General features: G+C 70.7%; 25 protein-coding genes and 1 riboswitch. Of the genes, 16 read left to right on the top strand and 9 right to left on the bottom strand.

The window, feature by feature from the left end; translation table 11 throughout:
• Positions 1-2: 2 nt before the first annotated feature.
• Complete coding sequence (locus tag BKA15_RS30310) at positions 3-1,667, top strand: extracellular solute-binding protein (RefSeq protein WP_179757360.1); 1,665 nt, start codon at positions 3-5, stop codon at positions 1,665-1,667.
• Here the strand turns inward: BKA15_RS30310 and BKA15_RS30315 are convergent.
• The 5 genes from BKA15_RS30315 to BKA15_RS30335 form a co-directional block, all read right to left on the bottom strand.
• The gene (locus tag BKA15_RS30315; protein WP_179757362.1) at positions 1,648-2,562 is read right to left on the bottom strand and encodes an alpha/beta fold hydrolase; all 915 of its coding nucleotides are present in this window, start codon (positions 2,560-2,562) and stop codon (positions 1,648-1,650) included. The genes BKA15_RS30310 and BKA15_RS30315 overlap by 20 nt on opposite strands.
• Positions 2,559-3,233 (bottom strand): TetR/AcrR family transcriptional regulator, encoded by a 675-nt coding sequence (locus tag BKA15_RS30320; protein ID WP_312879542.1) that lies wholly within the window; start codon positions 3,231-3,233, stop codon positions 2,559-2,561. The genes BKA15_RS30315 and BKA15_RS30320 overlap by 4 nt, the downstream gene beginning before the upstream one ends.
• Positions 3,234-3,393: 160 nt before the next feature.
• A complete protein-coding gene (locus BKA15_RS30325; RefSeq protein WP_179757366.1) occupies positions 3,394-4,107 on the bottom strand; it encodes a phosphotransferase in 714 nt (237 codons plus the stop codon).
• Positions 4,108-4,263: 156 nt separating this feature from the next.
• The gene (locus BKA15_RS30330) at positions 4,264-4,893 is read right to left on the bottom strand and encodes a cytidylate kinase-like family protein (RefSeq protein WP_179757368.1); all 630 of its coding nucleotides are present in this window, start codon (positions 4,891-4,893) and stop codon (positions 4,264-4,266) included.
• Between the two features lie 16 nt (positions 4,894-4,909).
• Positions 4,910-5,680 (bottom strand): RluA family pseudouridine synthase, encoded by a 771-nt coding sequence (locus BKA15_RS30335; RefSeq protein ID WP_218871643.1) that lies wholly within the window; start codon positions 5,678-5,680, stop codon positions 4,910-4,912.
• Positions 5,681-5,785: 105 nt separating this feature from the next.
• On the opposite strand from BKA15_RS30335, the gene BKA15_RS30340 reads away from it, so the two are divergent.
• The 5 genes from BKA15_RS30340 to BKA15_RS30360 all read left to right on the top strand — a co-directional run bounded on the left by BKA15_RS30340 (position 5,786) and on the right by BKA15_RS30360 (position 10,241).
• A complete protein-coding gene (locus BKA15_RS30340) occupies positions 5,786-6,025 on the top strand; it encodes a hypothetical protein (protein WP_312879543.1) in 240 nt (79 codons plus the stop codon).
• 123 nt (positions 6,026-6,148) lie between these two features.
• Positions 6,149-6,339: riboswitch (cyclic di-AMP (ydaO/yuaA leader) on the top strand.
• Positions 6,340-6,396: 57 nt separating this feature from the next.
• A complete protein-coding gene (locus BKA15_RS30345) occupies positions 6,397-7,497 on the top strand; it encodes a C40 family peptidase (protein WP_179757372.1) in 1,101 nt (366 codons plus the stop codon).
• A gap of 40 nt (positions 7,498-7,537) precedes the next feature.
• On the top strand, positions 7,538-8,716 hold the full coding sequence (locus BKA15_RS30350; protein WP_179757374.1) for a hypothetical protein: 1,179 nt from the start codon (positions 7,538-7,540) through the stop codon (positions 8,714-8,716).
• The gene (locus BKA15_RS30355) at positions 8,713-9,819 is read left to right on the top strand and encodes a glycosyltransferase family 4 protein (RefSeq protein ID WP_179757376.1); all 1,107 of its coding nucleotides are present in this window, start codon (positions 8,713-8,715) and stop codon (positions 9,817-9,819) included. The genes BKA15_RS30350 and BKA15_RS30355 overlap by 4 nt, the downstream gene beginning before the upstream one ends.
• Positions 9,816-10,241 carry a polyketide cyclase / dehydrase and lipid transport gene (locus tag BKA15_RS30360; RefSeq protein ID WP_179757378.1) on the top strand — a complete coding sequence of 142 codons (426 nt, stop codon included), beginning with the start codon at positions 9,816-9,818 and terminating at the stop codon, positions 10,239-10,241. The genes BKA15_RS30355 and BKA15_RS30360 overlap by 4 nt, the downstream gene beginning before the upstream one ends.
• On the opposite strand, the gene BKA15_RS30365 is transcribed toward BKA15_RS30360, so the two are convergent.
• Positions 10,183-10,671 carry a VOC family protein gene (locus BKA15_RS30365; RefSeq protein ID WP_179757379.1) on the bottom strand — a complete coding sequence of 163 codons (489 nt, stop codon included), beginning with the start codon at positions 10,669-10,671 and terminating at the stop codon, positions 10,183-10,185. The genes BKA15_RS30360 and BKA15_RS30365 overlap by 59 nt on opposite strands.
• 103 nt (positions 10,672-10,774) lie before the next feature.
• On the opposite strand from BKA15_RS30365, the gene BKA15_RS30370 reads away from it, so the two are divergent.
• The 4 genes from BKA15_RS30370 (at position 10,775) to BKA15_RS30385 (ending at position 13,766) form a co-directional block, all read left to right on the top strand.
• On the top strand, positions 10,775-11,716 hold the full coding sequence (locus BKA15_RS30370) for a helix-turn-helix transcriptional regulator (protein WP_179757381.1): 942 nt from the start codon (positions 10,775-10,777) through the stop codon (positions 11,714-11,716).
• A gap of 158 nt (positions 11,717-11,874) precedes the next feature.
• Positions 11,875-12,078: a type II toxin-antitoxin system VapB family antitoxin gene (locus BKA15_RS30375; protein WP_179757383.1), complete on the top strand. Its 204-nt coding sequence runs from the start codon at positions 11,875-11,877 to the stop codon at positions 12,076-12,078.
• Positions 12,079-12,282: 204 nt separating this feature from the next.
• A complete protein-coding gene (locus BKA15_RS30380; RefSeq protein ID WP_179757385.1) occupies positions 12,283-12,711 on the top strand; it encodes an SRPBCC family protein in 429 nt (142 codons plus the stop codon).
• A complete protein-coding gene (locus tag BKA15_RS30385; protein WP_179757386.1) occupies positions 12,708-13,766 on the top strand; it encodes an ROK family glucokinase in 1,059 nt (352 codons plus the stop codon). Before BKA15_RS30380 ends, BKA15_RS30385 begins: the two co-directional genes overlap by 4 nt.
• A 45-nt stretch (positions 13,767-13,811) precedes the next feature.
• Here the strand turns inward: BKA15_RS30385 and BKA15_RS30390 are convergent, their stop codons facing one another.
• Positions 13,812-14,186 carry a cupin domain-containing protein gene (locus BKA15_RS30390; RefSeq protein ID WP_179757388.1) on the bottom strand — a complete coding sequence of 125 codons (375 nt, stop codon included), beginning with the start codon at positions 14,184-14,186 and terminating at the stop codon, positions 13,812-13,814.
• Positions 14,187-14,247: 61 nt separating this feature from the next.
• Between BKA15_RS30390 and BKA15_RS30395 the strand changes: the two genes are divergently transcribed.
• Together BKA15_RS30395 and BKA15_RS30400 are read left to right on the top strand one after the other, a co-directional pair.
• On the top strand, positions 14,248-14,715 hold the full coding sequence (locus BKA15_RS30395; RefSeq protein WP_179757390.1) for a MarR family winged helix-turn-helix transcriptional regulator: 468 nt from the start codon (positions 14,248-14,250) through the stop codon (positions 14,713-14,715).
• 351 nt (positions 14,716-15,066) lie between these two features.
• Positions 15,067-15,306, top strand: coding sequence for a hypothetical protein (locus tag BKA15_RS30400; protein ID WP_179757392.1), 240 nt, complete (start codon positions 15,067-15,069; stop codon positions 15,304-15,306).
• A 51-nt stretch (positions 15,307-15,357) separates the two neighbouring features.
• On the opposite strand, the gene BKA15_RS30405 is transcribed toward BKA15_RS30400, so the two are convergent.
• Positions 15,358-15,867, bottom strand: a complete 510-nt coding sequence (locus tag BKA15_RS30405; protein WP_179757394.1) for a hypothetical protein — start codon at positions 15,865-15,867, stop codon at positions 15,358-15,360.
• Complete coding sequence (locus BKA15_RS30410) at positions 15,867-16,685, bottom strand: alpha/beta hydrolase (protein ID WP_246322456.1); 819 nt, start codon at positions 16,683-16,685, stop codon at positions 15,867-15,869. The genes BKA15_RS30405 and BKA15_RS30410 overlap by 1 nt, the downstream gene beginning before the upstream one ends.
• Positions 16,686-16,748: 63 nt before the next feature.
• Between BKA15_RS30410 and BKA15_RS30415 the strand changes: the two genes are divergently transcribed.
• Genes BKA15_RS30415 through BKA15_RS37085 form a run of 4 tightly spaced genes read left to right on the top strand, consistent with a single transcriptional unit; the run spans position 16,749 to position 19,747 of the window.
• Entirely contained in the window at positions 16,749-17,543 is a 795-nt protein-coding gene (locus BKA15_RS30415; RefSeq protein ID WP_246323341.1) for a lysophospholipid acyltransferase family protein, read from the top strand.
• 4 nt (positions 17,544-17,547) lie between these two features.
• Entirely contained in the window at positions 17,548-18,333 is a 786-nt protein-coding gene (locus BKA15_RS30420) for a lysophospholipid acyltransferase family protein (protein ID WP_179757398.1), read from the top strand.
• 2 nt (positions 18,334-18,335) lie between these two features.
• Positions 18,336-18,860 carry a GNAT family N-acetyltransferase gene (locus BKA15_RS30425; protein WP_179757400.1) on the top strand — a complete coding sequence of 175 codons (525 nt, stop codon included), beginning with the start codon at positions 18,336-18,338 and terminating at the stop codon, positions 18,858-18,860.
• Complete coding sequence (locus BKA15_RS37085; RefSeq protein WP_179757402.1) at positions 18,857-19,747, top strand: GNAT family N-acetyltransferase; 891 nt, start codon at positions 18,857-18,859, stop codon at positions 19,745-19,747. The genes BKA15_RS30425 and BKA15_RS37085 overlap by 4 nt, the downstream gene beginning before the upstream one ends.
• Positions 19,748-19,771: the final 24 nt, after the last annotated feature.

Consider the following 19,771-nt stretch of genomic DNA (forward strand, 5'->3'; position numbering starts at 1 on the left):
CCATGGAGAACCCCACGCAGCTCGACCGGGAGTCCCGGACCCTGACCCGCCGTTCCTTGATCAAGACCGCGACGCTGGCCGGCGGCGCGTTGGCCGTCGGTACGTCGGCCGCCTGCACCCCGGACAAGACGATCGAGACGAACCAGGGCGCGGCCAACGTCAACGCCCAGCTGCCCTCGTACACGCCGGTGGAGTTGATCAAGCCCGACCTGCCCGGTGATCAAGTCCTGATGCCCGGCTACTACGCGTACCCGAGGGATCCGAAGCCGGTCTTCGACTCCCCGCCGGGAGCGGGGCTGGACAAGATCACGATCATGTACCCGACGTTCATCGCGGCACCGCCGGGACCGGACCGGAACACGTTCTACGCCCAGGTGCAGACCGAGATCGGGGCCCAACTGGAGCTGCAGCCGATCCCGTCGGCCGACTACGCGCCGAAGTTCCAGACCATGGTGGCCGGCGGCTCGTTGCCGGACGTGATGATGTTCCCGCTGCCGACACCGGATCAGCCGCGCGTGATGGAGCGCCTGTTCGAGAACCTCGGGCCCTACCTGGCCGGCGACAAGATCAACGATTTTCCTTATCTGGCGAACATTCCGGAGGCATCCTGGAAGCCCACGGTCTCCAACGGCACGGTCTACGCGGTGCCACAGCCGCGCTCGGTGGCCGGCGGAGCGATGTATTACCGGAGGGACCTGTTCGAGCAGTTGCAGGTCGATCCGGAGCCCGCCAGCTACGCCGAGTTCGTCGAGCTCTGCAAGGCGGTGACCGACCCGAAGCAGAGCCGCTGGGCGATGGCCAACGCCGGCAACGCGCGCGGCCAGATCGCCGAGATGCTCGGGGCGCCGAACGGCTGGAGCGAGTCGGGCGGCGAGTTCACGAATGCGTACGCGGACGAGCGGACGAAGGAGTCGGTCGCCCGGACCGCCGAGTTGATCAAGGCCGGTCTGCTCCATCCCGACGCCGCCTCGGCCAGCTACACCCAGTTCCGCGACTTCTTCTTCGCCGGCCGGACCGTCCTGCTCAGCGACGGCTACGCCGGTTGGGACCTCTTCGTCCGCCAGCTCGGCGGCGTCGCCGAGGGCACCGAGAAGCTCGGCCTGATGATGCTGCCGAAGTACGACGGCGGCGGCGACGCCCCGCACTTCGCCGGCACCGGCTTCCAGGCGATCACGGTGATCAAGAAGGGACTCGGCGAGGAACGGACCCGCGGCGTGCTGAACGTCCTCAACTACCTAGCGGCGCCGATCGGATCGGCCGAACACCTGCACCGCAAGTACGGCGTCGAGGGTCAGGACTTCACCTGGGAGAACGACCTGCCCACGCTGACCCAGCAGGGCACGACGAACTTCCTGGACCTGCAGTACATCGTCGACGCCCCGACCATCCTCGGGCCCGGGCCGCGGGACGGCGTGGACCGGCAGCACGCCTGGCACCAGCGGGCCACCGCGGACCCGGTCCGGGACCCGACGATCGGCCTCTACTCCGACACCGCGAGCCGGAAGGCGAACACACTCGGCAAGCTGATCGGCGACGTGGTGACCGGCATCATGTTCGGCCGCAACCCGCTGAGCGACTACGACGAGGCGTTCGCGAAGTGGCGCTCCGAGGGCGGCGACAAGATCGCCGCCGAATACGCCGAGGCCTTCACGGCCGCGAACGGCTGATCGGCCGGGGCAGGGCGCGGGCGGCGAGGTCGCCGATGAACGCGGCGATCTCGTCCGGCTTCTCCTCGGCCATGAAGTGCCCGGCCTGGATCGACCGGTAGGTCAGATCGGGCGCCCAGGCGCGCCACAGGGCGGCAGCGTCGAAGCCGAGCCGGGAGCCCCAGTCCTGCGAGACGACGCCGACCGGCATGATCAACGTCGCGCCGGCCGCGCGGTCGGCCTCGTCCATGACCAGGTCGATGCCCGCGGTCGCCCGGTAGTCGGCCACGATCGAGTCGACCGCGGCGACCGAACTGTCGAGGTAGTGCTGCCGTACCTCCGGGGTGAAGGTCGAGCCGTCGGTGTCCCAGGCGTCCAGGAACGAGGCGAAGAACTCCGGCGCGACCGCGGTGATCATCTTCTCCGGCAGGCCGGGCGGCTGGGCCATCAGATAGAGGTGCCAGGCCACCTTCGCGTTCACGCCCTGCAGCACCGCCCAGGTGTCCAGCGTCGGCAGCACGTCGAGGACGCCGAGGAAGTCGATCTTGTCCGGGTGGTCCAGGCCCGCGCGGACGCCGACCAGCGCGCCGCGGTCGTGCCCGACGATGCCGAACCGCTCGAACCCGAGGGCTTCCGCGACGGCGACGACGTCGCGGGCCATGGTCCGCTTCGCGTACGTCTCCGGATCGGTGCCGGCGGGCTTCGCGCTGCGCCCGTAACCACGCAGGTCGGGTGCGATCACCGTGTACCGGTCGGCCAGCCGGTTCGCCACGTGGCGCCACATGTAGTGCGTCTGCGGGAAGCCGTGCAGCAGGACGACGGCCGGGCCGGTGCCGCCGACGGCGACGTTGAGGACGACGCCGTCCGCGCCGGGCAGTCTCTGGTACGTGAAGCCGTCGATGGCGAGGTCGGTCACGGGATCTCCTTGGTCTGGGTGGCGGGTCGGCCGGAGAAGATGCCGGCCGGCAGGTTGGCGCGGCCGGCGGTGGCGGTCAGGGCGGGCAGCAGCACGGTGTCGATCAAGGCCTCGAGATAGGCGTCGTCGACGAGCAGCCCATTGACCCGGCGGAGCAGCAGGGCCGAGCCGACGATTTCCTCGTACGGGAAGGGATCCGCGCCGGCCGGCAGCTCGCCGCGGGCGATCGCGGAGTCGATCACCGGGCGCGGCAGCCGGGCGCCGGTCGGCCCGGTCGAGACCTCGATCGCCTCGCAGAGCTCCGGGTCCTCGAGCCCGGCCTGGAGCAGCAGCATCGCGGTCCGGCTGTCGGCCGACCGCATCGTCCGGTCCAGCCGGCGGCACAGGGCGAGCAGGTCGCCGCGCAGGCTGCCGGTGTCGATCGCGTCCGCACCGTCCCGTCGCGCCGGGCCGGCCTTGAGCGCGGCGATCACCATCTCTCGCTTGGTCTTCCAGCGGCGGTACAGGCTCGCCTTCGCGGCACCGGAGCGCCGGGCGACCTCCTCGAACGTCACGCCCTCGTAGCCCCCCTCGGCCAGGACGGCAGCGGCGGCGGCCAAGATGCGCTGTTCCAGCTCATCGTCCCTGGGCCGTCCGGCGCGGGACGCGGCTGGATTTTTTCGATACGGCACGGACCGTATCGTAACTCGAATCGGGATCCGCGCAACTGCGCGTCGCATGCTCGACGAATCCCTCTGGACTTCGCCGAGCGGATCCTTTGACCTCGATCTGGGCCCGATTGGCCGGTCAACAGGTCCACTCGGTGGGTTGTTCGCCGGCGCGGTACCAGCCCTAGATCGTGAGGGAGCGGGACCAGTCCTGCCAGTGGTCGGTGAGGGTCTGTTTCGTGCGGTCGGTGAAGGCCGAGGACTGCGCGTCCAGCCGGGCCCGGACCGCCGGCAGCAGGGCCTCGCGGGTGGGCCGGTCCATGCCATACGCGTCGCAGAAGAGCCGCAACCGTTCGGCCTGGCGGTCCGGCGGGTAGCCCATCGCGACACAATCCGCCGGGGCGTAGAGCGGGACGAACGACCGGACTGCGTAGCCCAGGTCCCAGACCGCCGTCGTCGGCGTGGCGAAGTCCCAGTCGATGAACGCCCGTGGCTTTCCGTCGCGGTAGATCGTATTCGCCGGCCCGAGATCGTTGTGGCAGACCAGCGGCCCCGGGGGAGCGTACGGATCGGGCCGCCAGCGTGCGTCCGGCGGCGGCTGGAAGCCGGCGGCGGCCCGGTGCAGCTCCCGGATCCGCCCGGCGACCTCCGCCAGGGCCTCGTCGTCGTAGCACCGGGCCGTCCGGCCGTCGCTGCCGTGGACGTACGTCAGGATCTCCCGCTGCCCGGACTCCTCGACACCGATGACCCGTGGCGCTGCCGTGAAGCCGACCGCTTCGAGATGGCGGAGCAATGCGTGCACCGACCGGGTCCACGGCCGGACCGGCCGGCGCACCGTGTTGCCGACCCGAGACACCGGTCCCGAGTCATGCCCGCCGGCCAGCAGTTCCTCCGTCACCTGCCCAGTCTCCGCAAACCTCGTCGTCGGTGCCCCGCTGCCACGCGGAAGGCTGTCGCGAATCCTCCACCAGTCGCACGCTGGAGGCAATTTTGACGATTAACCATTCCGGGCGTGGAGGAATAACGACAGCCCTCGCCGCAGCCTGCGGTCGGGTCAAGTGGCGGGCGGGTGGATGCCGCGGGCGGCGGCGGCGATCATGATCAACTCTTCCGCGGCGTCCCAGCCGAGGGCGCTGGTGTTGATCACCAGGTGGTAGTGCTCGGCCGCGTTCGGGTCGGCCCGGTAGGCCTGCCGGACGTAGCGGGTCCGGGCCTCGTCGTTGATCTTGCGGTTCTGCTTGGCCTCTTCGGCGGAGAGGCCGTGCTGCTCCATCGCGGCGGCGATCCGGGCCTCGATCGGCCCGTCCAGCCGGACGTGCAGCGCGTTCCGTACGTCGGCCAGGACGAGTGCTGCGGCCCGGCCGAGGATGACCCCGCCGGCACCCTCCGCGATCTCCCGGAGCCGCTTCTCCGATCGCTCCCGGACCAGCTGCTCGGGCGGATGCACCGCGGCCAGGCTCGGGTCGGCGTAGAAGGACATCGCCGAGACATTGGCGAGCCGGGCCCACCAGCCGCCCGGACTCTCACCCTTCGCCTCGGGTGCATCCGGCGAGATGCCGAGCTCGGCGGCGATGGCGACGGAGATCGCCCGGTCCAGGAAGGGCAGGCCGAGTCGGGAGGCGATGCGCGGAGCGAGCACGCTGCCGCCGGCGCCGTACGAGGCCGAGATGGTCACGGTTCCCACGGGGCCAAGTGTGCCGTCAATCGTGGGCCGCGGACAGTGCCGCACGTCCCGGCGTGTCGAGACCGGGCGCGACCGCGAAGAAGTCCAGTCCGGGCTCGGCCCGCAACTGCAGTCGCCGGCCGCCGGCCCACTCTGCGTCGACGGCCAGCCGCCAGGAGTGCAGCGCGGTCCGGCCGGGCGAGTCGTCGCGCGCAGCGAACAGCGGATCGCCGACGATCGCGTACCCGATCCAGGCCAGGTGCACCCGCAGCTGGTGCCGCCGTCCGGTGACCGGGCTGAGTTCCAGCAGGTCCGCGTCGGGGCCCTGGGCGAGCCGGCGGAAGGTGGTCAACGACGGATACGTGCGGACCTGGCCGAAGACCGCCGCTTCGGGAACCGACCAGGTCGGCGGGTCGCCGTGCTGCTCGATCGCGGCCCGGTCCGCGGCGATCCGGATCCGGCCCTTGCGGCCCGTACTCAACGGCAGGTCGATCGTGCCGCGCTCCGGCAGTCCCCGGGGCCGGACCACGGCCAGATAGTGCTTCTCCGCGGTCCGTTGCGCGAACTGGCGGGTCAGCCCGCCGTGGAACCGCAACTCCTTGGCCAGCAGGATCAGGCCCGAGGTGACCTTGTCGATCCGGTGCACCGGATACAGCGTCTCGCCGGTCGCCTCGGCCAGCCGGATCAGGTCGGTGTCGTGGCGTTCGCCCATGACGGAGATGCCGGCCGGCTTGTTCAGGGCGAGGATCGCCTCGTCCTCGTAGCAGCAGGCCGCGCGCAGCGTCGCCCAGTCGGGGCCGGAAGTCACGGGCATGAGGGTACGGGGAGCGTCGGCCCGCCCGGGAAACCGAGACTGTCAGTGGTGCCCGGCAGAGTCTGGCGTACGGAAGCACAACGGGCCCGAGGAGGACCGATGAGTGAAAGTCTGCATGTGGACTGCGGCACCTGCGCGGCACGCGGCCCGGCCTGCGACGACTGCGTGATCAGCGTCCTGCTCGGGGCGCCGGCCGAGGGCGTCGACCTGGACGCCGACGAGCGGGCCGCGCTGGCGGCGCTGGCCGAGTCCGGCATGGTGCCGCCGCTCCGGCTGATCCCCGGCGCGGCCAAGGTCGAGCCGGTGCAGTCCCCGCTGACCTGGCAGGACTACGCCTGAAACCCCGTCGGCCGGCCGTGTCGTGGGCGGATGTTCCACCCTTCGAAACGACACGCCGACATTCGGCGTGTCGGGTGTTTGCGCGTGATCATTCCGTGACCTAGTGTGTTCCCTGCGCGATGGACATCGCGCACGCTGAGTTCCTCAACCGTGAGGGTCGCCCACGAAGCGGCGCGGACGAGGAAGCCGGGGAACCAATCTATTGGGGTGAATCGGCGGGCGCGGTCGGCCTTGAGTCGCTGAACGCGCAGTCGTAGGGCGTCCTTCCCAGCCCGAATCCGTCAGCTCACCTGGTAAGCGTCGAGTGAGAAGGGACTGTACGCGTGACCGCACGCTCCGTTGGGGCTCGGACATCATCGCTGTTTCGCACCGTGACCCGGCGGGCAGGCTTCGGCCTTGCTGCGGTCACTCTCGGTGTCACCATGCTGGTCGGCGCCCAGGGCACGTTCGCCCAGGCCGAGCCGCCGCTCACCGTGGAGGATGCGAAAGCCCAGATCGAACAGCACGAGGCTGAGGCCGCCGGGCTGGACCAGGAATACAACGACGTCAAGCTGGAGATCGCCGACGCCGAGAAGTCGCTCAAGGAGAAGCAGCAGAGTCTCCAGGCGCAGCGGGCCAAGATCGCCAAGCTCCGCAAGATCGTCGGGCAGGTGGCGCTGGCCAACCTGCAGAACAAGAACCTCGGCACCACGGCGCAGCTGTTCCTGCACGCCGACACCGACCGGTTCCTGAGCCAGCTGTCGACGGTCGAGAAGATCACCCAGAACCAGAACAGCGCGCTGCAGGACTACCAGGAGCAGCAGGCCGCCCTGGTCACCCTGGAGCAGTCCGCGGCGGACGAGCTCGAGTCGCTGGAGAAGCAGCGCGACGAGCTCAAGAAGATCCGCAAGGACGCCGACAAGAAGGTCAAGGACGCCGAGAAGATCCTGGACCGGCTGACCGCCGAGCAGCGTGAGGCGCTCGCCGCCGAGGAACGGCGCCAGGCCCAGGACTCGGAACGCGCGGCCCAGGCGAGCGACGACGACTCCGACAGCGGTGACTCCGACGAGAGCAACTCCGACGACGACAGCGACTCCGACGACAGCAATTCGGACGACGAGCCGAAGGTCTCCGGTTCGGGCAAGGGCGCCAAGGTGCTCGCCTGGGCGCTGACCCAGAAGGGCAAGCCGTACGTGTTCGGCTCGGACGGCCCGAATTCGTACGACTGCTCCGGTCTGACCCTGAAGGCTTGGGGCAAGGTCGGAGTCAGCCTGCCGCACTCGTCCTCGAAGCAGTTCAGGATGGGCACGCCGGTGTCGAAGGAAGACCTCCGCCCGGGCGACCTGGTCTTCTACTACAGCTCGTCCCGGCCCAGCCACGTCGGGATCTACGCCGGCAACGGCCAGATCTTCCACGCCCCGAACTCGCGCAAGCCGCTCGGCTACTCTCCGCTCGACTCGATGCCGTACGTCGGTGCCCGTCGCTACGGCTGATCCTTCGAGGCTGAACCCAGATCGGGTACGAATCGCCCACGTGACCGCAGTCCTGGTCACGTGGGCGTTTCTCGTGACCGGGTGCTCGGTCCCGCCGTCGCCGCCGGTGACGCCGCCGAGCCAGGAGGTCGCCGAGCAGACGCTGCGCGGGATCGAGGTCGCGGTCCGCGACCGGCGGCCGGACGACTTCCGGGCGCGGTTCGCGGCCGATGACGAGGCGCTGGGCCGGACGGCCGACCTGTGGTGGGCCAACCTCACGGCGCTGGACGTCACGCGGTTCACCCTGACCGCGGGCCCGCTCGACCCGGCCGGGGCCGCCGAGATCACGATCGACTGGGCCGTTCCCGGCGACTCGGGGATCGCGAGCCACCTGGCGCGGTTCAGCTTCCGGGCTGGTTCGGACGGCGCCGCGAGGGTCGCCGCGGTGGCACCGGCGGCGGCTCCCGCCGCCCGGCCGAGTTGGTGGGCGGACCCGCTCCGGCTGTTCCGGCAGGGGCAGGCCACGGTGGTCGCCACCGGCCGGGTCGACCAGAGCCGGGCCGGCCTCTGGGCGGATCAGGCCGACCGGGCCGCCGACCGGGTGGCCGACGCGCTGCCGGCGTCGATGCGCCAGGGCTGGACCGGCGTCGTCGTCGTCGAACTGCCGGCCGACGGCGCCGGCTACGACCGGTTGCTCGGCGGCGAGCCGGGCAGTCACTCCGGCTACGCGGCCGTCGCCTGGGCCGAGGGGATCGCCGACCCGCGCCGGGAACGGATCGCGGTACGGATCGTCGTCAACCCGGACCAGCCGGTGCACGACCCGCGGGCCTTGGAGCTGTTGCTGACCCACGAGGTGACCCACCTGGCCCGCTACGACGCCGGCTCGCCGGCACCGCTCTGGCTGGTCGAGGGCTTCGCCGACCACGTCGCGTACGCGGGCTCGCCGGAGCTGCGGGCCGCCGCCGAACAGAGCCTGCGGGACACCATCCGGTCCGACGGCGCGCCGGACCGACTGCCCGGCGACGACACCTTCCGGCGGGGTGATCTCGATCGGGCCTACCTGCTGGCCTGGTCCGCCTGTCGCCTGATCGCCCGGCGCTACGGCGACGACGTGCTGAACCGCTTCGTCGTGGCGGCCGGCGCCGGCCAGCCGGTCGACCGGGCGCTCCGGGCGACGGCGGGGATCGGCCTGGCCGAGTTCCGGGCCGAGTGGGTACGGGACCTCACCGAGCCGCGATGAGCACGCCGGGCACCACGCTGGTGATCACCAACGACTTCGGTCCGCGGATCGGCGGCATCGAGTCGTTCGTCGAGGACGTCTGCCGCTTCCTTGATCACGACGTCGTCGTGCTGACCTGTCGGGTGCCGGGCAGCGAGGCGTACGACCGAGCGGCCGGCTTCCCGATCCACCGGCGGGATCCGGTGTTGCTGCCGGCACCGGCGGTCGCCGCGGACGCGGCCGGACTGCTGCGGCGGTACGGGGCGGAGCGGGTGATCTTCGGCGCTGCCGCACCGCTCAGCCTGCTCGCGCCCTCGCTGCGCGCGGCCGGCGCGACCAAGATCATCGGGATCAGCCACGGCCACGAGCTCTGGTGGGCCCGGCTGCCGCCGAGCCGGGTCCTGCTGCGCCGGATGGTCGCCGGACTGGACCGGCTGACCGTGATCTCCGAGTTCACCGGCGACCGGCTGCGGGCAGCCATGCCGCCCGACCAGGGCCGGAAGTTGATCATGATGCCGCCGCCGGTCGACCCGGCCGTGTTCCACCCGGGAGACCGGACGCCCGACGGGGTGGTCCGCTGTGTCGCGGCCGCCAGGTTCGTGGCCCGGAAGGGAATCGACGTCCTGCTCCGGGCCTGGCGGCGAGTCCAGGCCGAACTCGGCGGCGGTGCCGAGTTGATCATCGTCGGCGACGGTCCGCAACGCCGGCGGCTGCAGGCGCTGGCCGGCGACCTGAAGATCGCCGGCACGGTCCGCTGGACCGGCCCGCTGACCCGGCCGCAGGTGGCCGAGGTGCTGCGCGGTGCGGACCTGTTCGCGCTGCCGGTCCGGACCCGGCTGGCCGGCCTGGAACCGGAAGGCCTCGGGCTGATCTTCCTGGAGGCGGCTGCGACCGGTCTGCCGATCCTGGTCGGGGACTCCGGCGGAGCACCGGAGACCGTGCGCGACGGCGTCTCCGGCTGGGTGGTCGATCCGCTGGACCATGATCGACTCGCCGACCGGCTGCTGGAGTTGATCAAGGACCCCGAACTGCGCCGCAGGATGGGGCGGGCCGGCCGTGATCATGCGCTGGCCGGGTTCGGGTCGGACCGGGCCCGCGCGACTCTGCGAGAGTTGATCACATGAGCATTTCCACGGGACCGAGCCTGACCGCGATCGAGGCCGAGACCTTCATCCGTGCCGACCCGGCCCGGATCGCCGCCGCCCTCGCCGACCCGGCCTGGCAGGCCCAGTGGGCCGGCGGACTGCGCCTCCTTCCGTACGATGACCGCGGCGTCGAGGGAGTACGGGCCGTCGTCACCGGGCTGCTCACCGGCAGCTGCGAGTGGTGGATCGAGGCGCGGCCGGGCGGCGGTGCCGTGATCCACTTCTGGCTCCGGACCCGGCCGCCCCGCCGGGACTGGCTGCGGAACGGACCGCTGGCCGGCCGCCGCGACCTGCTGCACCGGCGCAACGCCGGCCGCCGCTGGCGCACCGCGATGTTCGGGCTCAAGGACGAGTTGGAGGGAAGTACAGCGTTCCCTGCACGTACTCGAGGTTCTTCCTGAACTCGGGGTCGGACAGCCGGCGAGTCGCCTCGGCGTCGTCGACCTCCTCGATCCGCTGCATCAGCCAATAGAGGTTGCCGTACGGATCGGTGACCCGGGCGATCCGGTCGCCCCAGAAGACGTGTGTCGGCTCGGTCACCGAGGTCCCGCCGCCCGCGACGGCGCGGTCGTGGACGGCCTGCACGTCGCTGACGTACAGGCGGAGGAAGGCGGGCGTCGGCGGCCAGTCCGGGACGTCGAACATCAACACCACCGAGTCGCCGATCCGTACCTCGGCATGCCCGATCCGGCCTTCCTCGTCGGTCATCCGGCCGAGGTCCACGGCGTCGAAGACCGTGGTCAGGAAGTCGATCAGACCGGCCGTGTCCTGGCCGAGGATCCACGGGGTGACGGTGTGGTAGCCGTCCGGGACGGGCTTCAACTGGCTCATGACGAATCTCCTTCGGTCGCGGGTGAGACCGACGTTAGAGATGGTTGTGGACGGATTCTGACCACAACTGGAAGGATCATCGACGAACGGGGAGAGGAGTCCAATGGCGCCGACCCGGTTGCTCGGCCTGCTCTCGCTGCTCCAGGGCGGCCGCCGCTGGCCGGCGAGCGAGCTGGCCGAACGGCTCGAGATCAGCCCGCGGACGCTGCGCCGCGACCTGGACCGGCTGCGCGACGCCGGGTATGCCGTCGAATCACTGACCGGCCCGGACGGCGGCTACCGGCTGGTGCCCGGTTATGACCTGCCGCCGCTGCTGTTCGACGACGACCAGGTGCTGGCCATCGCGGTGGCCCTGCGGACGATGCCCGACTCGATCGCCGGACTGGCCGACTCGGCCGACCGGGCCCTGGCCGGCATCCGGCAGGTCCTGCCGGCCCGGCTCCGGGTTCGGCTGGACCTGCTGGAGGTGAGCGCGACGCGCTCCGGGCGGGAGCCGGTCAAGCCGGACGAACTGATCGCGATCGCCCAGGCGATCCGGCGCCGAGAGGTGCTGCGCTTCGACTATCCGGGCCGGGACGGGACGGTCGTCCGGCGGGTCGAGCCGCACCATGTCGTGGCCCGGGGCGGGCGCTGGTACCTGATCGGCTGGGATGCCGACCGCGCCGACTGGCGGACCTTCCGGGTAGACCGGCTCCGGACCCGGACCCCGACCGGGCCGCGGTTCGAGCCGAGGCAGTTGCCCGCCGACGGCCCGGCCGAGTTTCTCTCCGAACGAATCGGCGGCGGCCCTTTGCTCTGCCGCGGCACTGCCGTGCTGCACCTGCCGGCCGAGCAGGTGCTGCCCTGGGTCGGGTCCGATGCGGTCGTCGAATCGGACGGTCCGGACCGGTGCCGGGTCACCGCAAGTTCCTGGACCTGGGGCGGCCTGGCGGCCTGGTTCGGGTTCTTCGACGTCGAGCTGGACCTGGTCGCACCGGACGAACTGATCGAGGCAGGTCGCCGGCTCGCTGACCGGCTGGACCGGCCGCGGCCGGGCGCCGGATGACACCTCCGCGTCACGGTGGACACCCGCCGGCGGTCGGACAACAGGTCCGCCAACACTGACCAGGAACAATGGAAGGTGACAACAGGGAGAGCGGGGGGAGAAACCATGGACAGGTCAACAGTCTTCCGTCACGGCTCAGCTGCTCCGGGTGGTTGACGATGAAGGGGACACGAACCGAGTCGGAGTCGTCCGGGTCGACGACCGTCGACGTCGAGGTCCATCTGCTCGAACGGGCCAAGTCGGTGCTCGGCGTGCGGACCGCGCGGCGTGCCGTCGAGCTGGCTCTGCGCGAGGTGATTCGGCGGGAGCGGGCTCGACGGGACCTGGGCGCCATGCCGCAGCTCGCCGACGAGACCGAGTAGCCGGCACCTGACGGTCGGCGCCCCCGCGGGGTGTGCCGCCCAGGTAGCTTGCCGGTGCCAGGGCGTGCGTGACGCGACGGGACGAGGCGTGAGCGCTGCCGCGTGATCGCCGAGGGTTCCGACGTGCACGTCCGGGCTCCCGCAACCGGCAAGCTATCTGGGCGGTACATCCCCGGCCGGTCGCCGGACATTAGGGTGTTCCGGGTGAGCGAACAGACCAGCGCCAGCATCCGGATCGGTGCCCCGCCGGTGGCGATCATGGACGTCATCGCCGACTTCGAGCACTACCCGGAATGGGTCGACTCGATGCGGAGCGCCGAGGTGCTCTCGACCGGGGCCGACGGTCGTGCCGAGACGGTACGGATGACGCTGCAGCACCCGCTCGTCTCGGACACCTACGTGCTCCGCTACGCCTGGCAGCCGGAGCGGGTCGACTGGAAGCTGGTCGAGGGATCGCTGCTCAAGGCCATGGACGGCAGCTACGAACTGGCGGCCGCGGGCGACGGCAGCACGGTCACCTACCGGCTCACCGTCGACGTCAACCTGCCGATGATCGGGATGTTCAAGCGCAAGGCGGAGAAGACGATCATCGACGGCGCCCTGAAGGGGCTGAAGCGGCGCGTCGAAGGATGATCACGCCCCGCGAGACGACCACGGCGATCGGTGTCGACATCGGGGGCACCAAGGTCGCTGCCGGAGTGGTCGACGACAAGGGTGCGGTGACCGATCGGCTGGTCGTCCCGACGCCGACGCACAGCCCGCAGGCGGTCGAGGACGCCATCGTCGACGTGGTGAACGACCTGCGCAGCCGGCACACGGTGGACGCGGTCGGGATCGGCGCGGCCGGCTGGGTCGACAGCGACCAGGCCACGATCCGGTTCTCGCCCCACCTCGCCTGGCGGTCGGAGCCGCTGAAGGCCCGGCTGGAGTCGCGGATCGACGTACCGCTGATCGTCGACAACGACGCCAACGCCGCAGCCTGGGCCGAATACCGGTTCGGCTCCGGACAGGGGGCCTCGGTGATGATCTGCATCACGCTGGGCACCGGCATCGGCGGCGGGCTGGTGGTCAACGGGCAGCTGTTCCGCGGCACGTACGGCATGGCCGGCGAGTGGGGCCACATGATCAGCGTGCCCGGCGGGCACCGGTGCGAGTGCGGCAACCGCGGCTGCTGGGAGCAATACGCCTCCGGCAACGCCCTGGTCCGCGAGGCCCGGGAGCTGGCCCGGACCAGGTCGCCGCTGGCGTACCGGCTGCTCGAGTCGGTGAACGGCGACATCGAGCAGATCACCGGGCCGGGCGTGACGGCGCTGGCGCTGGAGGGCGAGCCGACCGCGATCGAACTGCTGGCCGACGTCGGCCAGTGGCTGGGGCAGGGGATTGCCAATCTCGCGGCCGCCCTCGATCCGGACCTGTTCGTGATCGGCGGCGGGGTCAGCGCGGCCGGCGACCTGCTGCTGCAGCCGGCTCGGCACGCGTTCGAGCGGACCCTGACCGGCCGCGGCTACCGGCCGACCGCCACCGTCGCGCTGGCCTCCTTCCGCAACGACGCCGGCCTGATCGGCGCGGCCGACCTGGCCCGGGTCTCGATGTCGGAGCCGCCCGGTTCGGGCTCCGGCTTCTGGCCGCGCCGCCGGAAGCGGAAGCCCCGGCGCATCCTGCGCGGCCGCGGCCCCAACGTCCCCTGAGCCTGTCGAAGGGCCGAGCCCGAGTCCACCCCGGCCCGGTGCGGGTCAGGCGATCCAGGGCGGCACGAACGGATCACGACCGTCCTTCGTGGTGACGCGGGAACCGCCGGCGGCCGCCACGACGGCGGTGAACCCGGCGTCGGTGTGCACCTGCCGCCACACTCCGGCCGGGATCACCAGCGTGTCGCCCTCGCGGACGTCGATCGCCCGCGCGTCGACCGACACCGTGGCCGCCCCGGACAGCCAGGTCCAGACCTGCTCGGCGTCGAAGGCGTGGTCGGGCCCCGTCTTCCCGGCTTTCATCTCGACCCGCCACACCGCAAGGCTCGTTGTGCCCTGGGTCGGCGAGGCCAGCGTGGTCATCACGGCGTTCGGCGTCTCGGTGCGTCGCGCGTCGGCGCGACTGATGGCGTCGGTCATCGTTCCCCCTCTATAGTTTGGTCAATCAGATTGACCAATATAGTCAATGAGGTTGTCTATCGTGTCAAGGGAACCGCCCGGCTTCGAGCTTCCGCTGCGGCTGCTGCTCGGGTTCCGGATGATCATCGACCGGCTGCACGCCGAGCTGGCCCGGCAGGGCCACCCGGACCTGCGCCCGCTGCACGGGTTCGTCTTCCAGGCGGTCGGCCGGGACGGGATCACCGGGGTCGAGCTGGCCCGGCGATTGGGCGTCAGCAAGCAGGCCGCCGGCAAGACGATCGAGCAGCTGGAACGACTCGGTTACCTGGCCCGAAGCACCGACCCGGCCGACGCCCGGCGCCGCACCGTGCGGCTGACCGAACGCGGCCTCGACGCCCTCCGCCGCTCGGCCCGGATCTTCGACCGGTTGCGCCGCGAATGGGCCGAGACGATCGGTCCGGAACGGTTCCGGGCCTTCGAGCAGGACCTGCAGCGCCTCACCCCGGACGACCTGTTCCGCCTGGACGCACCGGGCTGGTTCGGCAACTGATCAGCTCATCGAGTGTGACGGTTGCGACGCTTCAGAATGGATTTCATCGGTACGGAACCTCACACTCGACGCATTGGTGCGGGCGCAAGAGGCCGGCGCGAGGATCGTTGTGTCGCTCGTGTCGGCACAGCGATCGGTCGGCGGATCGCGTTGCGCTGCAGATCTGGGTCACGACCATCGGTGAGGGACGGCAGGCTCCGGCACTCGATCTGAGTCGGGTGGCGTCGGCACCGTAACCCCGGAACTGGTCGCCGACGCTTCCGCTTTCCCTGTCACGATTGAGATTCCCGAGCTCGGGATCGACCACATCTACCGCGCCGCCGAGGACCTGGTGCCGATCACGCTGCCCGGGTGGTGGAGCCGTGGAGTGCCGAGCGTCCCCGCCGCTACTCGGCGACTGTGCGCTCGACCGGGGTTCGCGGCGGCGGGGCGATGTCGTGGATCGTGGATCGGGGTCCGGTCCTGCTCGGTGATCATGAGGCCGGACTGATCGGCGACGCCGGCGCGGTCGTCGAGCCTTCGAGCAGCAGGGCACGGGAGCCCCGGGCGCAAAGGAGTTCGGCGAGGCTGACGTACTCGAGCGTGTTCTGAAGGGTGCCTGCCGCATGCGACCGTCCCAGCAAGCTCGCTCGGAGACGGACGTCAGAGGATCGCGCCGTCGTCCGAGCCGGGCGGCCGGTTGCGGGGCAGCCGGAGGACGATGATCGCGCAGCCGACCAGGAAGCCGACGATCGCCAGGATGCCGGCCCAGGCCGGGAGCGGCGCGCCGAACATCAGGGCGATCATCACCAGCGTCGCGTACCCGATCGAGACGGTGGCGACCGTCGTGGGCCAGGACGGCCGGGGCAGCGGTGGCGGCGGCTCCGGAACGTAGCGCTCGTCCTCGGGCTCCGGCTCGGGCTGCGGTGGCGGTGGGTCGAAGGTGAACAGGGGGTGATCATCGGCCCAGACCGTTGGCTCCGGCGGGTCGACCGGATCGCGGTCCGAGCGGGGCGGCAGCGGCTCCGGGTCGTGCGCCGGGCCGTCGGCGGTATGGAAGCGGGCGACGATCTCGGCGAAGGTTCGGTCGATCTCGTTCTGGTCCTCGGGCGAGAGATCACTGGGATCCACGGGACTGTCCGGTCGATCCGGCTCGGAGTCGGGCGTGCTCATCACGTCACTCCTTCCGATCCCGCGGACCGGGCCTCCCCGGCGATGACCGAGCAGAATGCCGCCGAACGATCGAAGATCTCCGGGGCGTCGGCGTCCATGGTGGCTACATGGTAGCTACGGCGGAGCACGATCTCCTCCGTCGTGGGCGAATTCACAGCTTCCAGAATCAGTCGGGCCGATGACGGGTCCACGACGTGGTCGATCTCCGACCGGAACAGCAGCAGCGGTGCGGTGACCTGGTCCAGCCGGCCCGAGACGTCTCGCCAGAGCTTGGTCAACGACCGCAACGCCCGCAACGGCAGCCGGTCGTAGCCGCCCTCGTCGACGCCCGGCAGTGCGATGTCGTTGGTGATCCCGGCGAGCGAGGGGGTCAGCAGCTGCAGCACCGGGAGCGCGTACAGCCGGGGGTCGGGATTGCGGACCGAAGGATTCACCAGGACCAGCCCGGCGACCTTGTCGGCGTGCTCCGCGGCCAGTCGCAGGGCCAGGCTGCCGCCCATCGACAGCCCGAACACGAACACGGTCCGGTGCTTCCGGGCCAGCTCGAGGAGGGCGCGCTCGACGCACGCGTACCAATCGGTCCAGTCGGTCGCGTTGAGTTCGCGCCAGTCGGTCCCGTGGCCGGGCAGCCGGGGCAGGTCGACGGTGTAGCCGCGCCCGATCAGATCCTCGGCCCAGGCCCGGAGCGACTTCGGCGACCCGGTGAAGCCGTGGCAGAGCAGGATCGCGGTCTCGCCGGTGCCGCCCCGGAACGCCTCGGCGCCAGGGCGTACCGACACCCGGCCGAGACCCGCCGGACTCATCCGAGGGGTGTTCATGAGGCGACCCTAGTCGCCGCGAATAGAGTTGGGGCCGGTGAAGGAGGCAGCGGATTGTTGTTCATGGTGCTCAAGTGGCTGATCGTCCGGCCCTTGGTGAAGGTGTTGTTCAAGCCCTGGATGGAGGGTGAGGAGAACATTCCGGCGAAGGGCCCGGTCCTGATCGCGAGCAACCATCTGTCGGCGGGCGAGACGTTCCTGATCCCGGCGATGATCAGGCGCTCGATGAGCTTCCCGGCCAAGATCGAACTGTTTCAGGGCAAGTCGCTGCCGGAGCGCCTGCTGGGACTGTTCCTGCGCAGCATCGGGATCCGGCCGATCGACCGGTCGGGCGGCCGGGTCAGTGCCTCCGACATGGACCAGGTCGCCGACATCCTGCGCGAGGGCGGCGTTCTCGGCATCTTCCCGGAGGGCACCAGGTCGCCGGACGGCCGGCTCTACAAGGGCAAGACCGGGGTGGCCCGGCTGGTGCTGCAGACCGGCGCGTCGGTGGTCCCGGCGGCCATGATCAACACCCACCTGGTGCCGACCAAGCTGTTCGGGATCCCGTGGATGCACCGGCCCGGGCTGCGGTTCGGCAAACCACTCCGTTTCGATCAGTACGCCGCCGCCGGCAACGACCGCGAGGTGCTGCGCTGGATCACCGACGAGGTGATGAATTCGATCATGGAGCTGTCCGGCCAGGTCTACGTCGACGCGTACGCGGCGTCGGTGAAGTCGGCCGAGGAGGAGGGGCGGGAGTTGAAGGCTCCGGTGCTGGAGCGGCCCGGGGCGGGCGGGCGCGTGCCGCCGTTGCCGGGCGATCGGCCCGCCGCGCCGCCGGGTTCCCCCTCCCGGGACGCCGATCGGGCACGATGAGGACATGAACGACGAGCTGGTCACCGTCGACCCGCGGCCGCCGGGTGGGCGCCGCAACGCCGGCCGGGGCATCTACTGGGCGCTGAAGAACGTGGTGCTCGGGCCGACCGTGCGACGGCTGTTCCGGCCGATCGAGATCGGCGCCGAGAACGTACCGGCGACCGGGGCGGCGATCGTGGCCAGCAACCACCTCTCGTACGCCGACTGGCTGTTCCTGCCGCTCGCCCTGGACCGGCGGATCACCTTCGTCGCCAAGTCCGACTACTTCACCGGCGCCGGTCTCAAGGGGTGGGCGCAGAAGCGGTTCTTCGCCGGCACCGGGCAGGTGCCGATCGACCGCAGCGGTGGCCGGGCGTCGGAGGGCGCGCTGCGGGCGGGCTTGAAGGTGCTGGAGCGCGGCGAACTGTTCGGCATCTATCCCGAGGGCACCCGCAGCCACGACGGCCGGCTCTACAAGGGCCGGACCGGAGTGGCCCGGATGGCCCTGCTGGCCGACGTTCCGGTGATCCCGTCCGCCGTGATCGGCACCGACCTGATCGCACCGCCGGGCAAGATCATCCACAAGGTGATCAGCCCGACCGTCAAGTTCGGCAAGCCGCTCGACTTCTCCCGCTATGCCGGGATGAGCGACGATCGGTTCATCCTGCGCTCGATCACCGACGAGATCATGTACGCGATCATGGAACTCTCCGGCCAGGAGTACGTCGACCTCTACGCCCCGGCCGCGAAGGAGCTGGCGGCGAAGGAGAAGGCCGCCGACGACGAGGCCGAGACCTCGCCCCAGGCCTGACGGTGCGGACGACGGAACGCCTGATCCTGCGTCCCTTTCGTGACGATGATCTTGAATCGTGGGCCAGTCTGAACCGGGATCCTGAGGTGATGAAGTATCTCGGGGGATCGCCGCTGAGTCGGGAGCAGTCCGATCTGATCATGTCCGGCGTCAACGAGCGCTACGCCGCCGACGGCACCGGGTTCCTGGCGATCGAGCGCCGAGTCGACGGCGCCTTCGTCGGGGCCTGTGGACTGCAACACACGCCGTGGTATCCGGATGACTACGAGATCGGCTGGCGCCTGGCCCGCGAACATTGGGGCCACGGCTACGCGACCGAAGCCGCGGCGTCCTGGCTGGAGCACGGGTTCGAATCGATGCGGCTGCCGCGGATCATCTCGGTCACCGACACCCCGAATCTCCGCAGCATCGCGGTGATGCGCCGACTCGGGATGACGCTCGACCACGAGGCCGTGCTCGAGGAGGACGGAGTGCCGTTCGAGGCCACCGTCTACGCGATCACTCGGGCGGACTGGATCAGCCGGTGAACGGGCCGCTGCAGGAGCAGTGGGCGAGTGGTCCCGAGGCGCTGACCCTGGCCACCGACCTGCTGCGGCGGGCCCGGCTGGCCGATCCGTACGGCGGCGTCTGGGAGGCTGCGGACGTCCAATGGTGGAGCCGGCGGCCGCGAGCGTCGGACGACGTACCGCGGCCGTTCTGGCTCGACGACGACGGCCCCGTCGCCGGCGTGTTGATCACCAGTTGGCGGGACGATCGCTGGCAGTGCGATCCGATCATGGTCCCGGGTTCCGCTGGTCCGGAGCCGGCTGTCATCTGGGCGCACGCTGTTGATCTTGTGCAGACGTACGCCCGGGGGACCGTCGAGCTCACCGTACGGGAGGACGACGAGTCCTTCAGCGAACTGATCATGGACTCGGGCTTCACCGTCCAGGGTCGCAGCATGATCGACTGGCTGGCACCCGAGGACCGGGCCTCGCCTCCCGCGCCCGCGCCCGGTTTCAAGATCATCGACCGCACCACGCAGCCGGACGCCCCGCACCCGATGCGCGGCCGCAACGGCCCCGAGGTCGCCGAACGCCTGCTGGCCTGCCCCCTCTACGACCCTGAGCTCGACCTGGCCGTGCAGACCGAGGACGGCCGGCTCGCCGGCTACTCGCTCTACTGGTTCGACCCGGTCACCCGGGTCGGCCTGGTCGAGCCGATGCGGGTCGAGGACGAGTTCCAGCGCCGCGGCCTCGCCACCGCCATGCTGCTGGAGGGCGTCGACCGGCTCGCCCGCCGAGGCGCCGAACGGATCAAGGTCTTCGGCCCCGAATCCGGCCCGACCCTCTACCGCACCGCCGGCTTTCGCCCCGCTCATGCCTTGATCAGCTACCAGGTCGCCGCGAGCAACGCCGGCTTTGTCGGAGCGTAGAAAGGGCGTGCGGTCAGACCGCGC

It is taken from the genome of Microlunatus parietis (genome assembly GCF_013407955.1).
Lineage (GTDB): Bacteria > Actinomycetota > Actinomycetes > Propionibacteriales > Propionibacteriaceae > Microlunatus > Microlunatus parietis.